Source organism: Embleya sp. NPDC025285 (genome assembly GCF_055558835.1).
Window position 1 is genome coordinate 159,065 of sequence record NZ_JBVHLU010000001.1, and the last position, 16,969, is coordinate 176,033.

A 16,969-nucleotide genomic window follows, 5' to 3' on the forward strand; every position below is an offset into this window, starting at 1 on the left:
TGGCGGTTTGCCGATCCGACGACGCGTTGGCCGACCCGCCCGACGCGTCCACCGACCTTTCGATCCCGCACGAAGAGAAGCCTGGAGCCATGGCCTTCAACCTGCGTCACCGCAACTTCCTCAAGGAATTGGACTTCACTCCGAAGGAGTTCAACCACCTGCTCGACCTCGCCGCGGACCTGAAGGCCGCGAAGTACGCGGGCAACGAGCGCAAGCGTCTCGTCGGCAAGAACATCGCGCTGATCTTCGAGAAGACCTCCACCCGCACCCGGTGCGCGTTCGAGGTCGCCGCGTACGACCAGGGCGCGGGCGTGACCTACCTCGACCCGGGCGGCTCGCAGATCGGGCACAAGGAGTCGATGAAGGACACCGCGCGGGTGCTCGGGCGGATGTACGACGGCATCGAATACCGGGGCAGCAAGCAGGAGTACGTCGAGGAACTCGGCAAGTACGCGGGCGTGCCGGTGTGGAACGGTCTGACCGACGAATGGCACCCCACGCAGATGCTCGCGGACATGCTCACCATGCGCGAGCACTCGGACAAGCCGCTGCACCAGGTCTCGTTCGCCTACCTCGGCGACGCCCGCAACAACATGGGCAACTCGCTGATGATCACTGCCGCGATGCTGGGCATGGACGTACGCATGGTCGCGCCCGAGGAGTTGTGGAACGACGCGGAGATCGTCGCCAAGGCCAAGGAGATCGCGACCGCAACCGGTGCCCGGATCACCCACACCGCCGACGTCGCGGAAGGCGTCAAGGGTGTGGACTTCCTCTACACCGACGTGTGGGTGTCGATGGGTGAGCCCAAGGAGGTGTGGGACACCCGGATCGCACAACTGAAGGCATACCAGGTCAACATGGACGTGGTGAAGGCCACCGGCAACCCCAAGGTCAAGTTCATGCACTGTCTCCCGGCGTTCCACGACCGCAACACCAAGGTCGGCCAGGACATCTTCGAGAAGACCGGCATGGAGGCGCTGGAGGTCACCGACGAGGTCTTCGAGTCGGACTTCTCGATCGTCTTCGACGAGGCCGAGAACCGCCTGCACACGATCAAGGCGGTCATGGTCGCCACACTCGGCGACTAGAGCGCGGTACGAGGAACGGCGCGGCCCGGGCACCGGACCAACCGGTACCCGGGCCGCACGTGGTTGTGGAACGCCCCATTTGCCACGTTCATTCGCTTTGCTGCGACGAGGCGACCGGTCGACGACCGCTCGCGCTCGCCGCCCGAACCGAAGGGATCCACCATGCGCGTCGTCGTCGCCCTCGGCGGAAACGCGATGCTTCAGCGCGGGGACAAGCCCGACGCCGACATCCAGCTGCACAACATCCAAAAGGCGGTCAAATCGCTGGCCCCGCTGGCGCGCGAACACGAACTCGTGGTCACCCACGGCAACGGCCCCCAGGTCGGCGTGCTCGCCCTCCAGTCCGCCGCCGACCAATCGCTCACCCAGCCCTACCCGTTCGACGTCCTGGGCGCGATGACGCAGGGCATGATCGGCTACTGGCTGCTCCAGTCCCTCCAGAACGCGCTGCCGGGCAGGCAGGTGTGCTCGCTGATCAACCAGACCCTCGTCTCCACCGCCGACCCCGCGTTCCAGGATCCGACCAAGTTCGTCGGCCCGGTGTACGAGGAGGACGAGGCCAAGCGACTGGCCCACGAGCGCGGTTGGATCGTCAAGCCGGACGGCAAGTGGTGGCGCCGGGTGGTTCCCTCGCCCAAACCCGCACGGGTCGTGGAGACCCGACTGATCCGGCAACTGCTCGCCTCCGGGGCGGTCGCGGTGTGTGCGGGCGGCGGCGGCGTCCCGGTGGTCCGCAACGAACTCGGCCAACTCACCGGCGTCGAGGCCGTGGTGGACAAGGATCTCACCGCGGCCCTGCTGGCCGAGGCACTGGATGCGGACGCGCTGTTGCTGCTCACCGATGTCCCCCGAGTGGTCCGCGGATTCGGACAACCCGACGCGCAGGAGATCACCAACTCCACCCCCATGCAACTGCGCGCGGGGGACTTCCCGGCCGGTTCGATGGGCCCCAAGGTCGACGCGATCTGCCGCTTCGTCGAGATGACCGGCGACATGGCGGCGATCGGCGCGCTCGACCAGGCCGCGGAGATCCTCCGGGGCAACGCGGGGACGATTGTCACGCCCAGTGGCAAGTATCCGGAGACCAGTTTGTTGTGACGGCGGGTCGAGGGGTTGAGAGGGTCGAGGGGGCCGAGAGGGTTGCGAGGGCCAAATAGCCGAAGGTCAGAGGACCACAGGGTCAGAGGGGCGGAGGGTCGGAGGCGAGGGGTCGAGGGCTCGGTGTCGCGGGCCCGGTGTCGCGGGTGAGGCGGGGCCTTCGGGGGGCTGCGGGGGTGTGTCGGCGTGACGGGGGAGGCGATGCGGATCGCGGTGGACACGTGTGGGGCCCGGGTTCGCCGACGATCTTTTCGAGCGCGGATCGGTAAAGGGTCTGGTCCGATCGGCCCGTGTCCTGTGACCATGTCGAGCATGGCCGTCTCCGTGATGCCTGCCGCCGACACACTCGCTCGAACGCTGCTCGCCGCCCGAGGCGCCGAGTGGGGGGACTGGTCCGTCGAGGCCATGCAGGAGACCGCCGGACGGCTCGGCTGGGAGACTCGCCGCGTCGAGGACGGGCAGGTGGCGATCGAGACCGGCATACCCGGGCTGCAGTGCCGGGCGGACCCCGGCGAACTCGCCGAGGGCGCGCCGTGCGTGCGCTTCAGCGCCCCACTACCGGTCCGGGTGGACCCACCGCCGCCGGCGCCCGGGTTCCAAGGCCCGTCGGTGCCGGGTCAATACGCGTACGGCCCAGGTTCCGGCTCATGGGGCGCCGTGCCCTACGTCCGCGATCGAGGGCGGGAGTTGGACGCCGCGCACACCCGCCTGGGCGCGGCGCTGACCGCGACGCTGGGGCCCGCGCCGTGGCGAGGCGGGCCCGCCGCGTGGCTGCGCTGGCGATCGCGTCGGATCACGCTGCGCCTTTCTCGGGACGACGCGAACGAGGCGCTCGTCATGGAGTTGTTTCCGACGCGCGCCGGCGAGGCGTTCGAGCGGCGCGGCTTCGAGCGGGCGGGGTCCCTGGCCGAGCTGCCCTACATCTGGTGTGTCAGTCGGCCGGACATGAGCCTGGCGGAACTGTTCCTGCCGTTCGGGCCGGACCCGCGCGACTGGGCCGACTTTTGTGAGGCGTTGCCGCGCGTACTGTCCTCGCTGGTGGTGGACATGCCGCTGGTCGGGTGGGTGGAACCGGTCCTGTTGGTGCTGGGGGATGTAGCCGAACCCGCGCACACGGTCGAGATCCGGGTCGGGCAGGACCGCCTCGAACTGGGCAACGTGCCGGGCAACGGACGCCAGGTATGGCTGCGTCCCGGCACCGAACACGCGGTTGCGGCGGCCGAGTCGATCCTGGAGGCGTTCGCCTTCTGGGGCATCGACGGCGCTCGGCGGCTGCGCACTCGGGCATGGACGTCGGGCGGGTATGTCGACCTGCCCGGGATCGGAGTACGCCCGGAGGGGACACACCCGGACGACGCATGACCGGGACGAGCGGAGACCTGGGGCTCAAGGTCTGACACGCGGGCGAGGCGGGGCGGGACGGGTCCCGGGCAGGGAGCGCGGTCGCGGCGGCGGCGGAGGCGGCGTGACGGGGCGCGCACCTGCGCCTGCGACCGGTGTCCTCGTACCCGCGACCGCGGTCGCGAGCCTGCGCTCGCGACCGCGCCGGCGACCACCTGGCTGCGCGCCCGCGCCCGCTCGCGCTCGCGCTCGCGTGAGCGTTCGGCTGCGCGTGCGGCTGCCACCGCCACCGCCTGCGTCCTCACGGGCGATCGCGCACGCGTGGGCGCCGGCGGTCGCATGCGTACCCTCGCGACCGCCTGCGGGTACCCGCAAGCGCACCTACGGTCGCGACCACAAGGGCGCTGCGCTCGCGACCGCCAGCGCGTAGCCGCGCCCGCGCCCGCACCCGCGATCGGGGTCGCGGTCCCGTGTTCGGTTCCCTTGTCAGTCCTTGGTGCCCGCTCGCCATTGCAGGCCCCAGCCGTAGGTCTGGTCGACCTTCTCCTGGTTGCCCTTGATGTAGCGCACCTCGCGCTGGATCGTCAGGTCCCCGCCCTGGTTCTGGACGAGCGCGATCGCGCACGAGCGCGCCGCACCGCCGGTCTCGTCGAGCCGGATCTCCAACTCGGGGCCGGTCGCCGGCGTGAGCGTCACCACCGCCTGCGCGTCGTCGAACGTCACACCCTTGTAGATGAACGCGAAGATCAGCAGGCGCTTGAAGCTGTTCTTGTGGTCGAGGTTGATGTACAGGTTCTCGCCCGCGGTGTTCGCGCCGGTCCGGTCGTCTCCGTCCAGGTACACGTACGGCGGCGCGTCCGCCGAACCGAACATGTTGCCGAGCGCCTGCACGATGCCCTTCGTGCCGTCGTTGAGCTCCCACAGGCAACACAGGTCGAGGTCGGTCGGCCCCATCAGCCGCTTGAGCATGCCGCGCCCGGGAGCTGCCTGCACCCAGTTGAGGTTCACCCGCATGCGGCTGCCGGTGATGCCCTCCTTGCTCAGCGAGACCATCGGTGAGGCCTTGGTCAGCGTCACCTTGCTCAACCGCACCGGCGGCCGGTTCGGAGTGGTCGCGGGCGCCGGCGTCGGCGCGGGGGCGGGCGGTGCGGGCGGCTGCCGTACCGGCTCGGGCTTGCGGACGTTCAGCCGAGGCGCCGGCGGAGGTGTGGGTGCCGGCGGGGGCGGCGGAGGTGCCTGCACCCGAGGGGGCGGCGGAGGCGGGGCCGTCACCGAGATGCCGAAGTCGGTCGCGAGCCCCTCCAGACCGGTCGAGTAGCCCTGCCCGATCGCGCGGAACTTCCAGGCCCCGCCCCGGCGGTACAATTCGCCCGCGAGCATCGCGGTCTCCACGGTCGCATCCGCGATGTCGAACCGGACCAGGTCCACCTCGGCCCCCGGATCGCTCACCAACAGGTGCAGATCCCGGATGCCCGCGAAGGTGCCACTGTGCGCCGACGCCGCGAGCACCACCCGATCCACACTCGCCGGAAGCGACCCCAGGTCGATCTCCAGCGCGTCCCTCGACCACGTCCCCTCGCTCTTGCCCGCGTGGCGGACCGCGCCGGAGGGATGGGTCGGCTGGTTGTAGAACACGAAGTCCGCGTCGCCCGAGACGCGACCCGACGCACCCAACAACAGCGCCGACGCGTCCAGACCGGGCGTACTCGGCCCCGGTCGCCAGACGAAGACCGCGCTTACCTTCGCGGCGGCCACCGGCGTGTTCTGTCCCTTGCCCAACTGCTGCACCATGCGCACGATCGTCACACGAGTGGGCTGATCGGTTCATCCTTTGCGGCGAAAAAATCGGGTGCCCACTCGTACGGGTCAGTAAAACCGGGGTGAAACGTACCCGCTCGTCCGCTACTCTTGCTCGCCTTGCCCGGGGTGTTGCGGGCCGGGGCCGGCGTTCGTCACGCATCAGGCTCGGCGCAACGAAACCAAGAGTGAGCATCCCCACACCTCCGACCGAGGTCACTTCGGTATGCCCGGAGTCGCGTGTCCGCTCGGCCCCGCCGACGCCGCACGCTGCCCGGGGAAAGGGATTTCACCATGTCGTTCGCTTCCGCGCGCTCACTGCGGATCGACCAACCGCCGGACCGACGGGCCCGGCTGTACCGCTTCGGCGCGCTGTTCGGCGCGGGCTTCCGCCGCTGGTCCACCTACCGGCAGGCAACCCTCGCCGGACTGTTCACCAACATCGTCTTCGGTGTGATGATCTACTCGTTGCTGCGCGCCCTCGCCGACGACGGCCGCCGGCCCGGCGGCTACGACGCGGCGCAACTCGCCACCTACGTCTGGGTCGGTCAGGGCATCCTCAGCGTCGTCCACGTGTGGACCTGGAACGAACTCGCCGACCGGGTCCGCAGCGGCGACGTGACCGCCGACCTGCTGCGCCCCATCGACCCCTTCGAGGCGTTCCTGGCCGCCGACCTCGGCCGGGCCGCCTACGCGGTGCTCGCCCGGATGGTGGTACCCGTCCTCGCCGGCGCGCTGATGTTCACCCTGTACGTCCCGCAACGTCCCTACACGATCCCGCTGTTCGTGCTCTCGCTGACCCTGGGTACGGTGCTCAGCTTCGCGCTGCGCTACCTCGTCAACCTCGGCGCGTTCTGGCTGCTCGACGCGCGCGGTATCGGCGCGGTGTGGCTGCTCGCCTCGGGTGTACTCGCCGGCACCTTCTTCCCGCTGCGGTTCCTGCCCGACTGGGCCCAGGCCGTGTTGTGGTTGTGCACCCCGTTCCCCGGCCTGTTTCAGATCCCGCTCGACGTGGTGGTCGAACGTCCCGGCCCCGCACAGCAGATCGGCAGCGTCGTGCTCCAGTTGTTCTGGGTTGCGATCCTGGTGCCCGTCGTGCGGCGCGTGCAGCGGGCCGCGACCGACAAGCTGGTGATCCAGGGTGGCTGAGTCGAGCACGATCCAGGCGTACGCGCATCTGGTACGAGCCCAGATCCGCAGTCAGACCCAGTACCGCGCCTCGTTCACCATCGACGTCGCGTCCTGCGCGCTTACCACGCTCGTCGAGGCCGCCGTCGTCCTCGTGGTGTTCCGGGTGTCGCCGACGGTCGGCGGATTCGGGCTGCGTGAGGTGCTCGTGATGTCCGCGCTCGCGGTCTTCGCGTTCGACCTCGCCGACCTGCTCGTCGGCAACATCGAACGACTGTCCCTGTACGTGCGCAAGGGCATGCTCGACGCGATCCTGGTCCGTCCGTTGCGCGTACTGCCGCAACTGCTCGCCACCGACTTCGCGTTGCGCCGGATCGGTCGAGCCGCGCAGTCCTTGGTGTTGCTGGTGGTCGTACTCGTGTACGCGGACCTGCACTGGACTCCCACGCGCGTACTGGTGCTCGTGCTGACTCCGATCGCGGGCTGTGCGCTGTTCGCCGCGGTGTTCGTACTGGGGGCCTGTGTCGCGTTCTGGTTCGTCGAATCCGGCGAGATGGCCAACGCGTTCACCTACGGCGGCAAGGAGTTCGCCCGCTACCCGGCGACGATCTACCCGGGGTTGCTGCGCCGGGTGTTCGGCTACGGGGTCGGCCTCGCGCTGGTCGGCTATCACCCCGCGCTGTTCCTGACGGGACGCGCGGATCCACTCGGCGGGCCGGACTGGCTCGCATGGTTGTCCCCGGTCGTCGCGGCGTTCGCCTGGACGATCGCGCTGCTGGTGTGGCGGACCGGGATTCGGCACTACAGGAGTACGGGATCGTGACCGCGACCGAGACCATCACCCAGACCGCGACCGAGACGATGATCGAAGTGCGTGACCTGCGCAAGGAGTTCACCGTCAGGCGCAAGATCGGCCGGGTCCGCCGGGAATCGCTCACGGTGGCCGCCGTGGACGGCGTCGCGTTGAGCGTCGCGCGCGGCGAGACGGTCGGCTACATCGGACCCAACGGCGCCGGCAAGTCGACCACCCTCAAGATGATGACCGGGATCCTGACGCCGACCTCGGGGCATGTACGGGTCTGCGGCCTGGAACCGGTGCCCCGTCGACGCCGGCTCGCCCGTCGGATCGGGGTGGTCTTCGGACAGCGCTCGCAGCTGTGGTGGGACCTGCCGCTGCGCGAGTCGTTCAGGTTGCTGAGGTTCGTCTACGCGGTGCCCGCCGTCGAGCACGAGGCCAGGCTCCGACAGTGCCGGGCGATGCTCGAACTCGACGAGTTCATGGACACACCGGTGCGTCAACTCTCGCTCGGGCAGCGGATGCGCGGCGAGATCACGGCGGCCCTCCTGCACGGTCCCGATGTGCTGTTCCTGGACGAGCCGACGATCGGACTCGACGTGGTCAGCAAGCAGTCGCTGCGCGCCTTCCTGGCCGAGATCGGCACACGCGGGGACGTCACGACCGTGCTCACGACGCACGACCTCGCCGACATCGAGCACCTGTGCCGGCGGCTGATCGTGATCGACCGCGGCCAGGTCGTGCACGACGGGACGCTGGAGGCCCTGCACGCGCGCTACGGCTCGCGCCGGCGGGTGGTGGTGGATCTGGACGAGGCGCGTGCGCTGGACGTGCGGATGCCCGGGGTCGCGATCGAGGCGGTCGAGGCGGACGGCAGGCGAGTCACCTTCGCGCTGGACGGCGTGCCTGCGGGGGAGTTGATCGCCAGGATCGCGCGCGACGGGGGCCTGCGGGACGTGTCCGTGCGGGAGCCGACGATCGAGGAGGTGGTCGCGAGGCTGTATCGGGGGTGATGGGGCGGGCTCGCGGGCGGGGGACCTCTGCGGGCGACGCGCGACGCGCGACGCGCGATGGGCGATGGCGATGGCGATGGGCGTCCGGCTGCGGCCGCAAGCGGTTGCCGGTGATGCGTTGTGGTCGGCGCCGGTGTCCGTCGCCAGTGTCCGGGGCCGGTGGACGTGTTCGGCGGGCTCCCGGTTTTGAGGGATTGCCCCCTGCGGTCGTGTGCGGTCCCGGAGGAGAGTCTTCCTGAGGGGGACGGGACATGACGCACAGTCAGGACGAGGTCGTCGGTGCCGCTTTGCCGCGGTGGGCGAACGGGCGGTTTCCGTTGCCGACCGACTCGGGGCATCACTGGTACACCGCTCGCGGAGGCGTCGTCGCGGCCTTGGCCGGGGCCGCGGTGACGCTGCGGGCGGCTGAGCCCGACGCGGCGGTGGTCGGGTGGGTGGGCGACGCCGACCTGGACCAGATACGGGTACTCGCCGCCGCGTCTGCCCGTCCTCCCGCTTTGGTGGTCGTGGGGGTGGCCGGTACGGGCAAGACCAGGACCGCCGCGATGGTGATCCGCCGCGAACTCGACGCCGGCGGACGCGTGCTGGTTGTAACGCGCCTCGGCATGCGCGCTCGATGGTCGCGCCGTACGGGGCTTGGGGGTTGACCCTGGCCGGAGTTCAGGATCACCTCGTGGGGCGGCCGTTGTGGACCGGGCCCGTGCTCGATCCGGAGCTTGTGTCGGCGCTCGATCCGAACGAGGCCCATCGGCTCGGGCGCGACCTCGAACGATTGGCGCATGCGGGCGGGTTGCGTGATGCGGCTTGGCACGGCGTGCGGATCGACACGCTCGAGCAGGCCCGCTCCGTGGTCGGCGAAGTCGCCGAACTGCGCGCAAGGTGGCGCGAGATCCGGGCGGCCGCGTCCCGGGCCCGGCTCCACCCCGATCGGGCCGAGCCGCGTGATCTCGCCGAATGGACGGCGTGTCTCGCACTCGTCAAGCGAGTGCGGCAGCTCTCGATCGTGGTCGACCCGGAAGTCCTCACCGGTCCGTACTCCATTCCCCGACTGCCGGCGACCACACGCTGGTACGGACGACCCGCGGCGCGCCGATACCTGCGCGAACGTACGCGATTCCCGACCGACCGGGCCGCAATGCGGCTCACCATGACCGAGGCCCGAGCCTTGGTCCGTCTCTTCCAGGAACAGCCGGACGGGTTGCCCGAGACGGTGTTCCTGCGGGAAATGGTCCCGGCGTGGTCCGACTCGGAATGCGAACGGCAGGCGCTTGCGGGCTACGCGGAATCGCTGTTCCCGGTCCTGGGCCTGCCGGTGGACGCCGCGTTGCCCGATATCGGGGAGCGGCTCGATCGGCTCGCCGAGTCGATCTCGGCGGACGGCGTGTCCTGCGAGCGACTGGCGGACCGCTGTCGCTGGTACCGCGCCCTCGCGACCGCCGGCTTGGGACCGCTCATGGCCGACCTGACGGCGAGAGCGGTATCACCGGAGGGGGCCGCGGGCGGGTACGAGCACTTCCTGTACACCTCGCTCGCCCACACCATCACCGCCGGCGGGCCCGGCGGGGTGGTAGGCCTACAAGCGCACGCCCACCGGTATCGAACCCGAGCGTCGGCGACGGCGGTTGTCCGCCCGAGGCCGGTGTCGGGGGTGCGGGTCGGCCCGTCGGCTGCGCCGGCGGGCGCACCCGTGAGGGTGATGTCGCCGCGCGCGGTTCGGCGATTGCCCGATGACGTGCGCTTCGACCTGGTGGTGGTGGACGACGCCGGGACGGTGAGCGAACGCGACGTGATCCCCGCTCTGCTCCGTGCGGATCGTGCCGTGCTGTTCGGAGACCCGGCCGGGCCGGGACTCGGTGATCCGGACGGTCCGGTCGAGCCGGGCGATCCCGGTTCGGAAGGCGACCTGCGCTCCGCCCTCGCAGCCGTGAGCCGCTTCGTCGATCCGGTTCGGATCGGCCACCCACACCGCGCTCGACGAACGCCTCGCGTTGCCGGGCGGGTTGCATTCGGCAGATCGTGGCGTTGTACCGATCCGCGACGAACGACGCGCCGGTGGTTGCGACAAAGGAGTGACGCCGGAGGCTGTTCCGGCGCGTCCCGCCCTTCCCCATCCGTGAGACCGCACCATGTCGTGTGGCGCTTGAGCGGATGAAAAGGACGACCACGTGAGCGGATCCAGCCGGGACGACGCCGCCGCGCCCCGCGTGGACCCGGTCGTCGCGGCCATCGGCTTCGCCCTCGTGCTCGCGGTCGTCCTGTGGGGCGTCCTCGCCAAGGGTTCGCTCGACACCGCGGCGTCGACCGGACTCGATTGGACGATCCGCAACTTCGGCTGGCTGTTCGTCGTCGCCGCCGACACCTTTCTCGTGCTCGCGGTCTTCATCGCCGCGTCGAAGTACGGCCGAATTCGCTTGGGCGAGGACGACGACGAGCCGGAATTCAGTACCGGCGCCTGGGTCGCGATGATGTTCAGCGCGGGCATGGGTATCGGGCTGATGTTCTACGCCGTGGCCGAACCCATCCAACACTTCGCCGCGCCACCACCGGCCTCGGGCGCGGTCGCCCAGACTCCGAGGGCGGCCGGCGCGGCGCTCGAATGGACGCTCTTCCACTGGACGTTGCATCCGTGGGCGATCTACGCGATCGCCGGCCTCGCCCTCGCCTACGCCACGTTTCGGCGCGGTCGCGGAAATCGGGTCAGCGCCGCGTTCGTACCGCTCCTGGGTCGCCACGCGGACGGTGCCGCCGGGCAGGCGATCGACCTGCTCGCCATCTTCGCGACCGTGTTCGGCTCGGCCACCAGCCTGGGACTCGGCGCCCTCCAGGTGGCCAAGGGCCTGGACCTGACCACCGACATCAAGGACACCTCGACGCTGCACGTGGTGATCATCATCGCGCTCACGGCCGCCTTCGTGGTGTCCGCCTTCAGTGGGATCCATCGCGGCGTCAAGTGGCTCAGCACCGCCAACGTGCTGCTCGCGCTGGTGCTCATGGTGTTCGTGTTCGTGGTCGGCCCGACGGTGTACGTGCTCGGGGTGCTGCCCGCCTCCGTCGGCAGCTACCTCAACGATCTGCTGACCCTGGCGACCCGTACCGGAACCTTCGGCGGGGACGCCTGGATGGGCTCGTGGACGATCTTCTACTGGGCGTGGTGGCTGTCCTGGGCCCCATTCGTGGGCACGTTCATCGCACGCATCTCGCGCGGCCGGACGGTTCGCCAGTTCGTGATCGGCGTCCTGCTGGTACCCAGCGGGGCGAGCACGATCTGGTTCGCGGTGATGGGCGGGACCGCGCTGCGCCTGCAACAGACCGGCTCGGCCGATCTGGTGACCAAGGTCGCCGACGGGCCGGAGTCGGGCCTGTTCGCGATGCTCGACGCGCTACCCCTGTACGCCGTCACCGCGACCGTGGCGATGATCCTGGTCGCGCTGTACTTCGTCACCGGGGCCGACTCGGCCTCGCTCGTGCTCGGCTCGCTGACCAGCCGCGGCTCGCTCAAACCGGCGCGCTGGCTGGTGGTGGGGTGGGGCGCGCTGATCGGCGCGGTCGCGGCGGTGCTCCTGGTCGCGGGTGGTCTCACCGCGCTGCAACAGGCGACCATCCTGGTCGCGTTGCCGTTCGTGCTGGTGATGCTGGCGCTGTGCGTGGCTCTGCTGAAGGACCTGAACAGCGACCCGATGGTCGCACCGGGACCGAGACGCATGCGGGCGCGTGGTTTGTCCGCCGCGGTGCGCGCGACCGTGGGCGACGAGGGCGAGGGCGTCGACGCGGAGGCCTTCCACCGACACCACGGCGGCATCTGAGTACGCCGATCTGATTGGATCCGTTCGGGCCGAGTCGGCCTCGATCGGTCATGGTGGTGTCAGAGCGAATCCGGGCGTATCCCGGTCGGGAGGCCGCGGTGTTGTTGGAGGACGAGCGTCGCGAACTGTGCGAGTTCGGAGCACGGATCGTCGAGTGCGGACTTGTGGTCGGAGCCTCGGGCAACCTGAGCGTGCGCCGGGGCCCGCTGGTCGCGGTCACCCCCTCCGGTGTCCCGCTGGAGCGCATCACGCCGGCGGAGTGCGTGGTCGTGGACATGACGGGCACGGTCGTGGAGGGCACGCGGACGCCTTCCTCCGAGACGCCGATGCACCTCGCGCTGTACGAGAGCGACCCGAACGCCGGCGCCGTGGTGCACACGCACGCGGTGTTCGGGGCGGTGGTGGCGACAACGCTGCCGGTGTTGCCGGCGATCCACTACAACGTGCTGCTGCTCGGCGGGCACGATGTGCGGGTCGCGCCGTACGCGACCTACGGGACGCCGGAATTGGCTGCCTCGGTGCGAGCGGCGCTCGCGGGCGGCCGCAGCGCGGCGCTGATGGCCAACCACGGGGGCGTGACCCTGGGACGGGACCTGATCGAGGCGTACGACCGTACCCGGATCCTGGAGTGGTTGTGCGAGGTGTACGTGCGCTCGCTCGCGGTGGGCACGCCGAACGTGCTGACCGCCGCCGAGCTGGCGGCGGTCGAACGTCGGATGAACCGGTAGGAAGGCCCGGGCCGGCTGCGGCGGAGCGCGGCCCGGTCCCGGTCAGCGCTTGACGTCGATCACGATGCGGCTCGGGTTGTTCAGGACGAACGTGAGCACCTCGTGCACGTTGCTCTTGTAACCGATGCCGACCTTGAGCTTGCCCTCGAAGTCGCACGTGACCGCGTACCCGGTGAGCGAAGGCATGTTGGTCACCACGTGGCGCGGGCCGGTGTACGTGGCGTTGCCGTCGTCGTCGTGCGCGGCGCCGGCGATGTCCAGTTCGAGGTATTCGGCGCTGTTCGGGAAGCTGACGGGCTTGCCGCTCGCGCACTGCTCGAGACCGCTGCTCGTGGTGCTCCCGTACGCCGGGAGGCCGGCGGAGAAGTCGAGGACCACGCGGTCGAAGGTCGCGTGTTGTCCGGTGCGGATGTTGGTCAGGTACGTGGTGCCGGCGGCCTGCGCGGTCCCGGACAACACGGTGGTGGCGGTGATGCCGACGACGGCGGCGACGCCGAGGGCGGAGCGGACGAGATGGCGACGGGGGACGGATACAACAGCCATGACAGCCTCCGAATGAGCCGATATCTACAGCGACGAAACGTTTCGCACTCTGGTTCCGAGATGGCAGAAGTTGATCTTCAATGCACTCTTTCGAAGTAATCCGGCCACATTTGCCGGCGCTTCGCCGATACACGAGCGACCCTGGACACACGTCGGAACCGGGGCAACGGATTCGACGAACGGGGTATCACCGATGAACCGCATGCGACGTCGTTTTGTCTGCGCGCTGGCCCTGACCACGAGCCTGCTGACCGTGGCGGCGCCGGGGGCCTCCGCCGACCCGACCGGGGCTGCCACGTGTGAACCGGGGCAGGTGTGCTTCTGGACAGGGCCGGCCTTCGCCGGTGCGCCGGCGGCGGCATTCGAGTTGGCCGAAGTCAACGTCGAGCAGTGCATTTCCCTGCCCGACGGGGTCGACGCGCTCTCCTTCGCGAACCGCATGGATCGCTACGTGACGATGTACCAGAGCAGGGAGTGCGCCACGGAAGGCGACTTCAGCACGTATCCGGGCGACGGGGTCTTCGTGCCCGACGTGCCCTTCACGGTCCGGGCCTTCCAGATCTGGGAGAAGCCGTGACGGCGGGCGCGGGAGACGGCCGTCGTCCCCGGACTCCGGAGTAGCCCGAGAAGTCGAAGGACGCGGCAACTCGATCGACCGTCGCGTCCGGAATCGGTGGCATGGCGAAGGTCGCGCTGGACGGCTTCGTGGTCGGCAGCCACCACACCCGCGGGTGATAGGTCGATCCGTGGTCGCAACCGGCTGACCAGCGTCGGTAGTCGACGGCCTGGGGTCCGACCGGGCGGCACCCGTGTTCGACGAACGTCGAGGACGTGGTCAACATGGTGCCGCGGGGGGACCGCCCCGCGGCACCAGGCGTCGCCCTGCCGAACCCAGCCCGATCCGGATTCGAAGTGCAGCAGCCGGCCCGCTTCGTCGTCCGGCGGATCAGGGAGGCGGATTTCCACGCCGTCCACCGCGCACCCGTCGTTCGGGCGCCCCAGGAGCGCGGCGGGCGGCACACGCACAGCACGTTGGGCCCCTCACTGCCCTGCCGGACCGTCCAACCCGCCGGCACGGCGAACGTAGACGCCTTGAAATTTTGCGCCGCTGCGTGGGCCAGATGGTCCCGTGCGCGGTCGAGCGCCGGAGCCCGCTCCGGGTCGCCTTCGCCCGCCCGCTCGCGCTCGGGATCGCGCCCGCGCCCGCGCGGGCCCGGACTCGGCGGTGTCCCGCGCGGCGCTGAACACGGCCGCGATCGTGTCGCGTTCGAGGCAGCGCTCATCCCGCAACGACGCCCCGACGTCCCGGAAGGCGACGAGGAACGCGGGCGCCGAAGGCTCGCGATCCGCCGCCAGGACCTGGATCAGGTCCGCGGGGGCGGCCGGTGTCGGGCAGCTCGGGGTTCGTGGGCCCGCCACCCAGTACAGCTGCTCGTGCGGCGTCCGGACAATCGGCCGGCGATCGCGGCCACACGATTGGTATGGCCCCGGATCCGGAAACGCGCGCCATTGTCGTCCTGGCGCCACAGTTCCCACTCGTTCATGCGACACATTGTCCCTCTTTCGAGTGATCGCAGGGCGGGCCGACGAGACACTCCGCTCCAATACATCGCATGACGACGATGGCGATGACAGCCGCCGAACAGACCCGAACCCGCGTGTGCTCGGATCGGCCGCACCCCGACTTGGAGGTCGCGGTGGACGCGGCGCTGGAGCGGTTGATGCTCGCCGGATCCGCGCGGTCGGCGTCCTTCCCGCCGCGTCGTACCGCGATCGAGGCTCGCGCGACCACGGAGCCGCAAGCGTGGGTGTGCTGGTGGCGTCGGTTCGAACCGGCCCGGGAACGGCGCGACCTATCGGCCATACGCGGCATGATCCTGAGCTTGATGGCCGGCTACGGTCTCTCCCGGTTGATCGAAGGCATCCCCGAACGCAGCCTCACCCGGCGGGTATGCGACGTCGTGGGCGTGCTGCACCGGTTGAACGGAGAGGGCGAACACGACCTGGTCCTGGACCTCGCGGGGCTCGCACTGCGCCGACTGGAGACCGACGAGGCGCTCGCCGGCAACCCCAACCACTGGGCCTGGGACGCCGCAGAGGACCTGCGCGATCTGTCAGCCGGTCTCGAACAGCTTGCGCTCGGTGCTTGTTGAGACCGCCGCGACCTGCTTCGGGCCGCGACGCAAGGGGATCTCCCGCAACATGAGCGCGAGGACGAAGCCGAGCACCGCGATCGGGACGGCGGCCAGGAACACCGCGTCGAGCGCGTCCGCGAACCCGACCAGCGTCGCCTCCCGCTGCTCCGCCGGCAACGCGTCGATCGCCTGCCGAGTGATCCCCATGCCGGATTCACCCGCCCGGCCCGGCCCCGTCCCGTCGGCCACCCCGTGCGCGAACACCGCGCCGAGCACGGCCGCGCCCAGGGCCGAGCCGATCGAGCGCGCGAACGAGTTCAGGCCGGTGGCCACACCGATGTCCGCGTGGTCGACCGAGTTCTGCACCGCGAGCGTGGTGACCGGACCGATCGTGCCGAGCCCGAACCCCAGCACCATCAGCCCGATCAGCAGGTGCCAGTACGGGCTGTCGACGCCGAGCAGTGACAACACCACGACCCCTGCCGCGGCCAGCAGCGTGCCGACCAGAGGGAACCGCTTGTACTTGCCGATTCGCGAGATCAGCCGACCCGACAGCGTCGAACACACCATCATCGAGAGCATCATCGGCGCGAGCAGCAGCCCGGACCGGGTCGGCCCGTGGCCGCGCACGATCTGCTGGTAGATGGGCAGGAACGTGCTCATTCCCAGGGTCAGGCAACCGGTGACCATCGTCAGCGGACACGCGACCCGCACGATCGTGTTGCGCGAGAGCAACCGCAGCGGAATCAACGGGTCGGCCGCACGCCGCTCCACCAACACGAAGGCCGCGAGCGCGCCGACCGCCGTCAGGGCCAGCACCAGGCTCGACGCGGAGACCCAGGCGAACTGCGTACCGCCCCAACTGGTGAACAGGATCAAGGCACTGGTTCCGCAGGTGAGCAGGGCCAGGCCGAAACCGTCGAACGGACGCTTGGTGTAGGCCTTGCGCGGCAGCCTGAGCACCACGGACGTGACCATCAGCGCCACCGCGCCCAGTGGGATGTTCACATAGAACACCCATCGCCACGACAGCGCCTCGGTGAAGAAGCCGCCGATCAGCGGCCCGCACACGGTCGAGAACGCGACCGTGGACGCGATGAAGCCCTGGTATCGACCGCGTTCGGCGGGCGGTACGAGGTCGCCGATGATGGCCTGCGCGTTGCTCATCAGCCCGCCGGCGCCGAGTCCCTGGATCGCCCGGAAGGCGATCAGGGCGCCCATCGACTGTGCGGTACCGCACAGCATGGAGCCCACGAGGAACACCACGATGGCGAACTGGAAGAGCCGCTTGCGCCCGTATACGTCGCCGAGCTTTCCGTACAGCGGGATCGAAACCGCCGTGGCCAGGGTGTACGCGGTGGTCACCCATGCCAGGTGTTCGAGCCCGCCGAGGTCGGCAACGATCGTCGGCATCGCCGTCGAGACGATGGTCGCGTCGAGCGATGCCAGCATGACGCCGAGCATCAACCCGCAGAAGACCAACATGACCTGGCGAT

At 69.9% G+C, this 16,969-nt stretch carries 15 protein-coding genes; 12 read left to right on the forward strand and 3 right to left on the reverse strand.

Annotation, left to right across the window (positions count from 1 at the left end; genetic code table 11):
- Positions 1-89: 89 nt before the first annotated feature.
- The 3 genes from argF (at position 90) to ACZ4FV_RS00650 (ending at position 3,551) form a co-directional block, all read left to right on the forward strand.
- Complete coding sequence (argF, locus tag ACZ4FV_RS00640; protein WP_395859827.1) at positions 90-1,091, forward strand: ornithine carbamoyltransferase; 1,002 nt, start codon at positions 90-92, stop codon at positions 1,089-1,091.
- 162 nt (positions 1,092-1,253) lie between these two features.
- Positions 1,254-2,189 carry a carbamate kinase gene (gene arcC, locus ACZ4FV_RS00645; protein ID WP_395859826.1) on the forward strand — a complete coding sequence of 312 codons (936 nt, stop codon included), beginning with the start codon at positions 1,254-1,256 and terminating at the stop codon, positions 2,187-2,189.
- 312 nt (positions 2,190-2,501) lie between these two features.
- Entirely contained in the window at positions 2,502-3,551 is a 1,050-nt protein-coding gene (locus tag ACZ4FV_RS00650) for a hypothetical protein (protein WP_465321498.1), read from the forward strand.
- Positions 3,552-4,016: 465 nt separating this feature from the next.
- Here ACZ4FV_RS00650 and ACZ4FV_RS00655 read toward each other — a convergent pair whose 3' ends face one another.
- Positions 4,017-5,321: a TerD family protein gene (locus tag ACZ4FV_RS00655; protein WP_465321500.1), complete on the reverse strand. Its 1,305-nt coding sequence runs from the start codon at positions 5,319-5,321 to the stop codon at positions 4,017-4,019.
- Positions 5,322-5,621: 300 nt separating this feature from the next.
- Here ACZ4FV_RS00655 and ACZ4FV_RS00660 point away from each other — a divergent pair, with 300 nt between their 5' ends.
- The 7 genes from ACZ4FV_RS00660 to ACZ4FV_RS00690 all read left to right on the forward strand — a co-directional run bounded on the left by ACZ4FV_RS00660 (position 5,622) and on the right by ACZ4FV_RS00690 (position 12,795).
- Positions 5,622-6,476: an ABC transporter permease gene (locus ACZ4FV_RS00660; protein WP_395859823.1), complete on the forward strand. Its 855-nt coding sequence runs from the start codon at positions 5,622-5,624 to the stop codon at positions 6,474-6,476.
- Positions 6,469-7,278: an ABC transporter permease gene (locus ACZ4FV_RS00665; protein WP_465321501.1), complete on the forward strand. Its 810-nt coding sequence runs from the start codon at positions 6,469-6,471 to the stop codon at positions 7,276-7,278. Before ACZ4FV_RS00660 ends, ACZ4FV_RS00665 begins: the two co-directional genes overlap by 8 nt.
- Positions 7,279-7,316: 38 nt before the next feature.
- On the forward strand, positions 7,317-8,264 hold the full coding sequence (locus tag ACZ4FV_RS00670; protein WP_395859935.1) for an ABC transporter ATP-binding protein: 948 nt from the start codon (positions 7,317-7,319) through the stop codon (positions 8,262-8,264).
- 251 nt (positions 8,265-8,515) lie between these two features.
- Positions 8,516-8,911 carry a hypothetical protein gene (locus ACZ4FV_RS00675; RefSeq protein ID WP_395859821.1) on the forward strand — a complete coding sequence of 132 codons (396 nt, stop codon included), beginning with the start codon at positions 8,516-8,518 and terminating at the stop codon, positions 8,909-8,911.
- A 26-nt stretch (positions 8,912-8,937) separates the two neighbouring features.
- Complete coding sequence (locus ACZ4FV_RS00680; protein ID WP_402229278.1) at positions 8,938-10,416, forward strand: hypothetical protein; 1,479 nt, start codon at positions 8,938-8,940, stop codon at positions 10,414-10,416.
- 13 nt (positions 10,417-10,429) lie between these two features.
- A complete protein-coding gene (locus tag ACZ4FV_RS00685; RefSeq protein WP_402229276.1) occupies positions 10,430-12,067 on the forward strand; it encodes a BCCT family transporter in 1,638 nt (545 codons plus the stop codon).
- A gap of 50 nt (positions 12,068-12,117) precedes the next feature.
- On the forward strand, positions 12,118-12,795 hold the full coding sequence (locus ACZ4FV_RS00690) for a class II aldolase/adducin family protein (RefSeq protein ID WP_395859818.1): 678 nt from the start codon (positions 12,118-12,120) through the stop codon (positions 12,793-12,795).
- A 42-nt stretch (positions 12,796-12,837) separates the two neighbouring features.
- Here ACZ4FV_RS00690 and ACZ4FV_RS00695 read toward each other — a convergent pair whose 3' ends face one another.
- Entirely contained in the window at positions 12,838-13,338 is a 501-nt protein-coding gene (locus tag ACZ4FV_RS00695; protein ID WP_395859817.1) for an AMIN-like domain-containing (lipo)protein, read from the reverse strand.
- A gap of 202 nt (positions 13,339-13,540) precedes the next feature.
- Between ACZ4FV_RS00695 and ACZ4FV_RS00700 the strand changes: the two genes are divergently transcribed.
- Positions 13,541-13,915 carry a peptidase inhibitor family I36 protein gene (locus ACZ4FV_RS00700; protein ID WP_395859816.1) on the forward strand — a complete coding sequence of 125 codons (375 nt, stop codon included), beginning with the start codon at positions 13,541-13,543 and terminating at the stop codon, positions 13,913-13,915.
- Positions 13,916-14,951: 1,036 nt separating this feature from the next.
- Entirely contained in the window at positions 14,952-15,491 is a 540-nt protein-coding gene (locus ACZ4FV_RS00705; RefSeq protein ID WP_465321503.1) for a hypothetical protein, read from the forward strand.
- On the opposite strand, the gene ACZ4FV_RS00710 is transcribed toward ACZ4FV_RS00705, so the two are convergent.
- Positions 15,453-16,958 (reverse strand): MDR family MFS transporter, encoded by a 1,506-nt coding sequence (locus ACZ4FV_RS00710; RefSeq protein ID WP_465321571.1) that lies wholly within the window; start codon positions 16,956-16,958, stop codon positions 15,453-15,455. The two genes, ACZ4FV_RS00705 and ACZ4FV_RS00710, sit on opposite strands and share 39 nt — an antisense overlap.
- Between the last annotated feature and the right edge of the window lie 11 nt (positions 16,959-16,969).

Bases quoted from the DNA above. Each gene is read 5' to 3' on its own strand.
- argF (WP_395859827.1), top strand. From the start codon at position 90: ATGGCCTTCAACCTGCGTCACCGCAACTTCCTCAAGGAATTGGACTTC.
- arcC (WP_395859826.1), top strand. From the start codon at position 1,254: ATGCGCGTCGTCGTCGCCCTCGGCGGAAACGCGATGCTTCAGCGCGGG.
- ACZ4FV_RS00650 (WP_465321498.1), top strand. From the start codon at position 2,502: ATGGCCGTCTCCGTGATGCCTGCCGCCGACACACTCGCTCGAACGCTG.
- ACZ4FV_RS00655 (WP_465321500.1), bottom strand. From the start codon at position 5,321: ATGGTGCAGCAGTTGGGCAAGGGACAGAACACGCCGGTGGCCGCCGCG.
- ACZ4FV_RS00660 (WP_395859823.1), top strand. From the start codon at position 5,622: ATGTCGTTCGCTTCCGCGCGCTCACTGCGGATCGACCAACCGCCGGAC.
- ACZ4FV_RS00670 (WP_395859935.1), top strand. From the start codon at position 7,317: ATGATCGAAGTGCGTGACCTGCGCAAGGAGTTCACCGTCAGGCGCAAG.
- ACZ4FV_RS00675 (WP_395859821.1), top strand. From the start codon at position 8,516: ATGACGCACAGTCAGGACGAGGTCGTCGGTGCCGCTTTGCCGCGGTGG.
- ACZ4FV_RS00690 (WP_395859818.1), top strand. From the start codon at position 12,118: ATGGTGGTGTCAGAGCGAATCCGGGCGTATCCCGGTCGGGAGGCCGCG.
- ACZ4FV_RS00695 (WP_395859817.1), bottom strand. From the start codon at position 13,338: ATGGCTGTTGTATCCGTCCCCCGTCGCCATCTCGTCCGCTCCGCCCTC.
- ACZ4FV_RS00700 (WP_395859816.1), top strand. From the start codon at position 13,541: ATGCGACGTCGTTTTGTCTGCGCGCTGGCCCTGACCACGAGCCTGCTG.
- ACZ4FV_RS00705 (WP_465321503.1), top strand. From the start codon at position 14,952: ATGACGACGATGGCGATGACAGCCGCCGAACAGACCCGAACCCGCGTG.
- ACZ4FV_RS00710 (WP_465321571.1), bottom strand. From the start codon at position 16,958: ATGTTGGTCTTCTGCGGGTTGATGCTCGGCGTCATGCTGGCATCGCTC.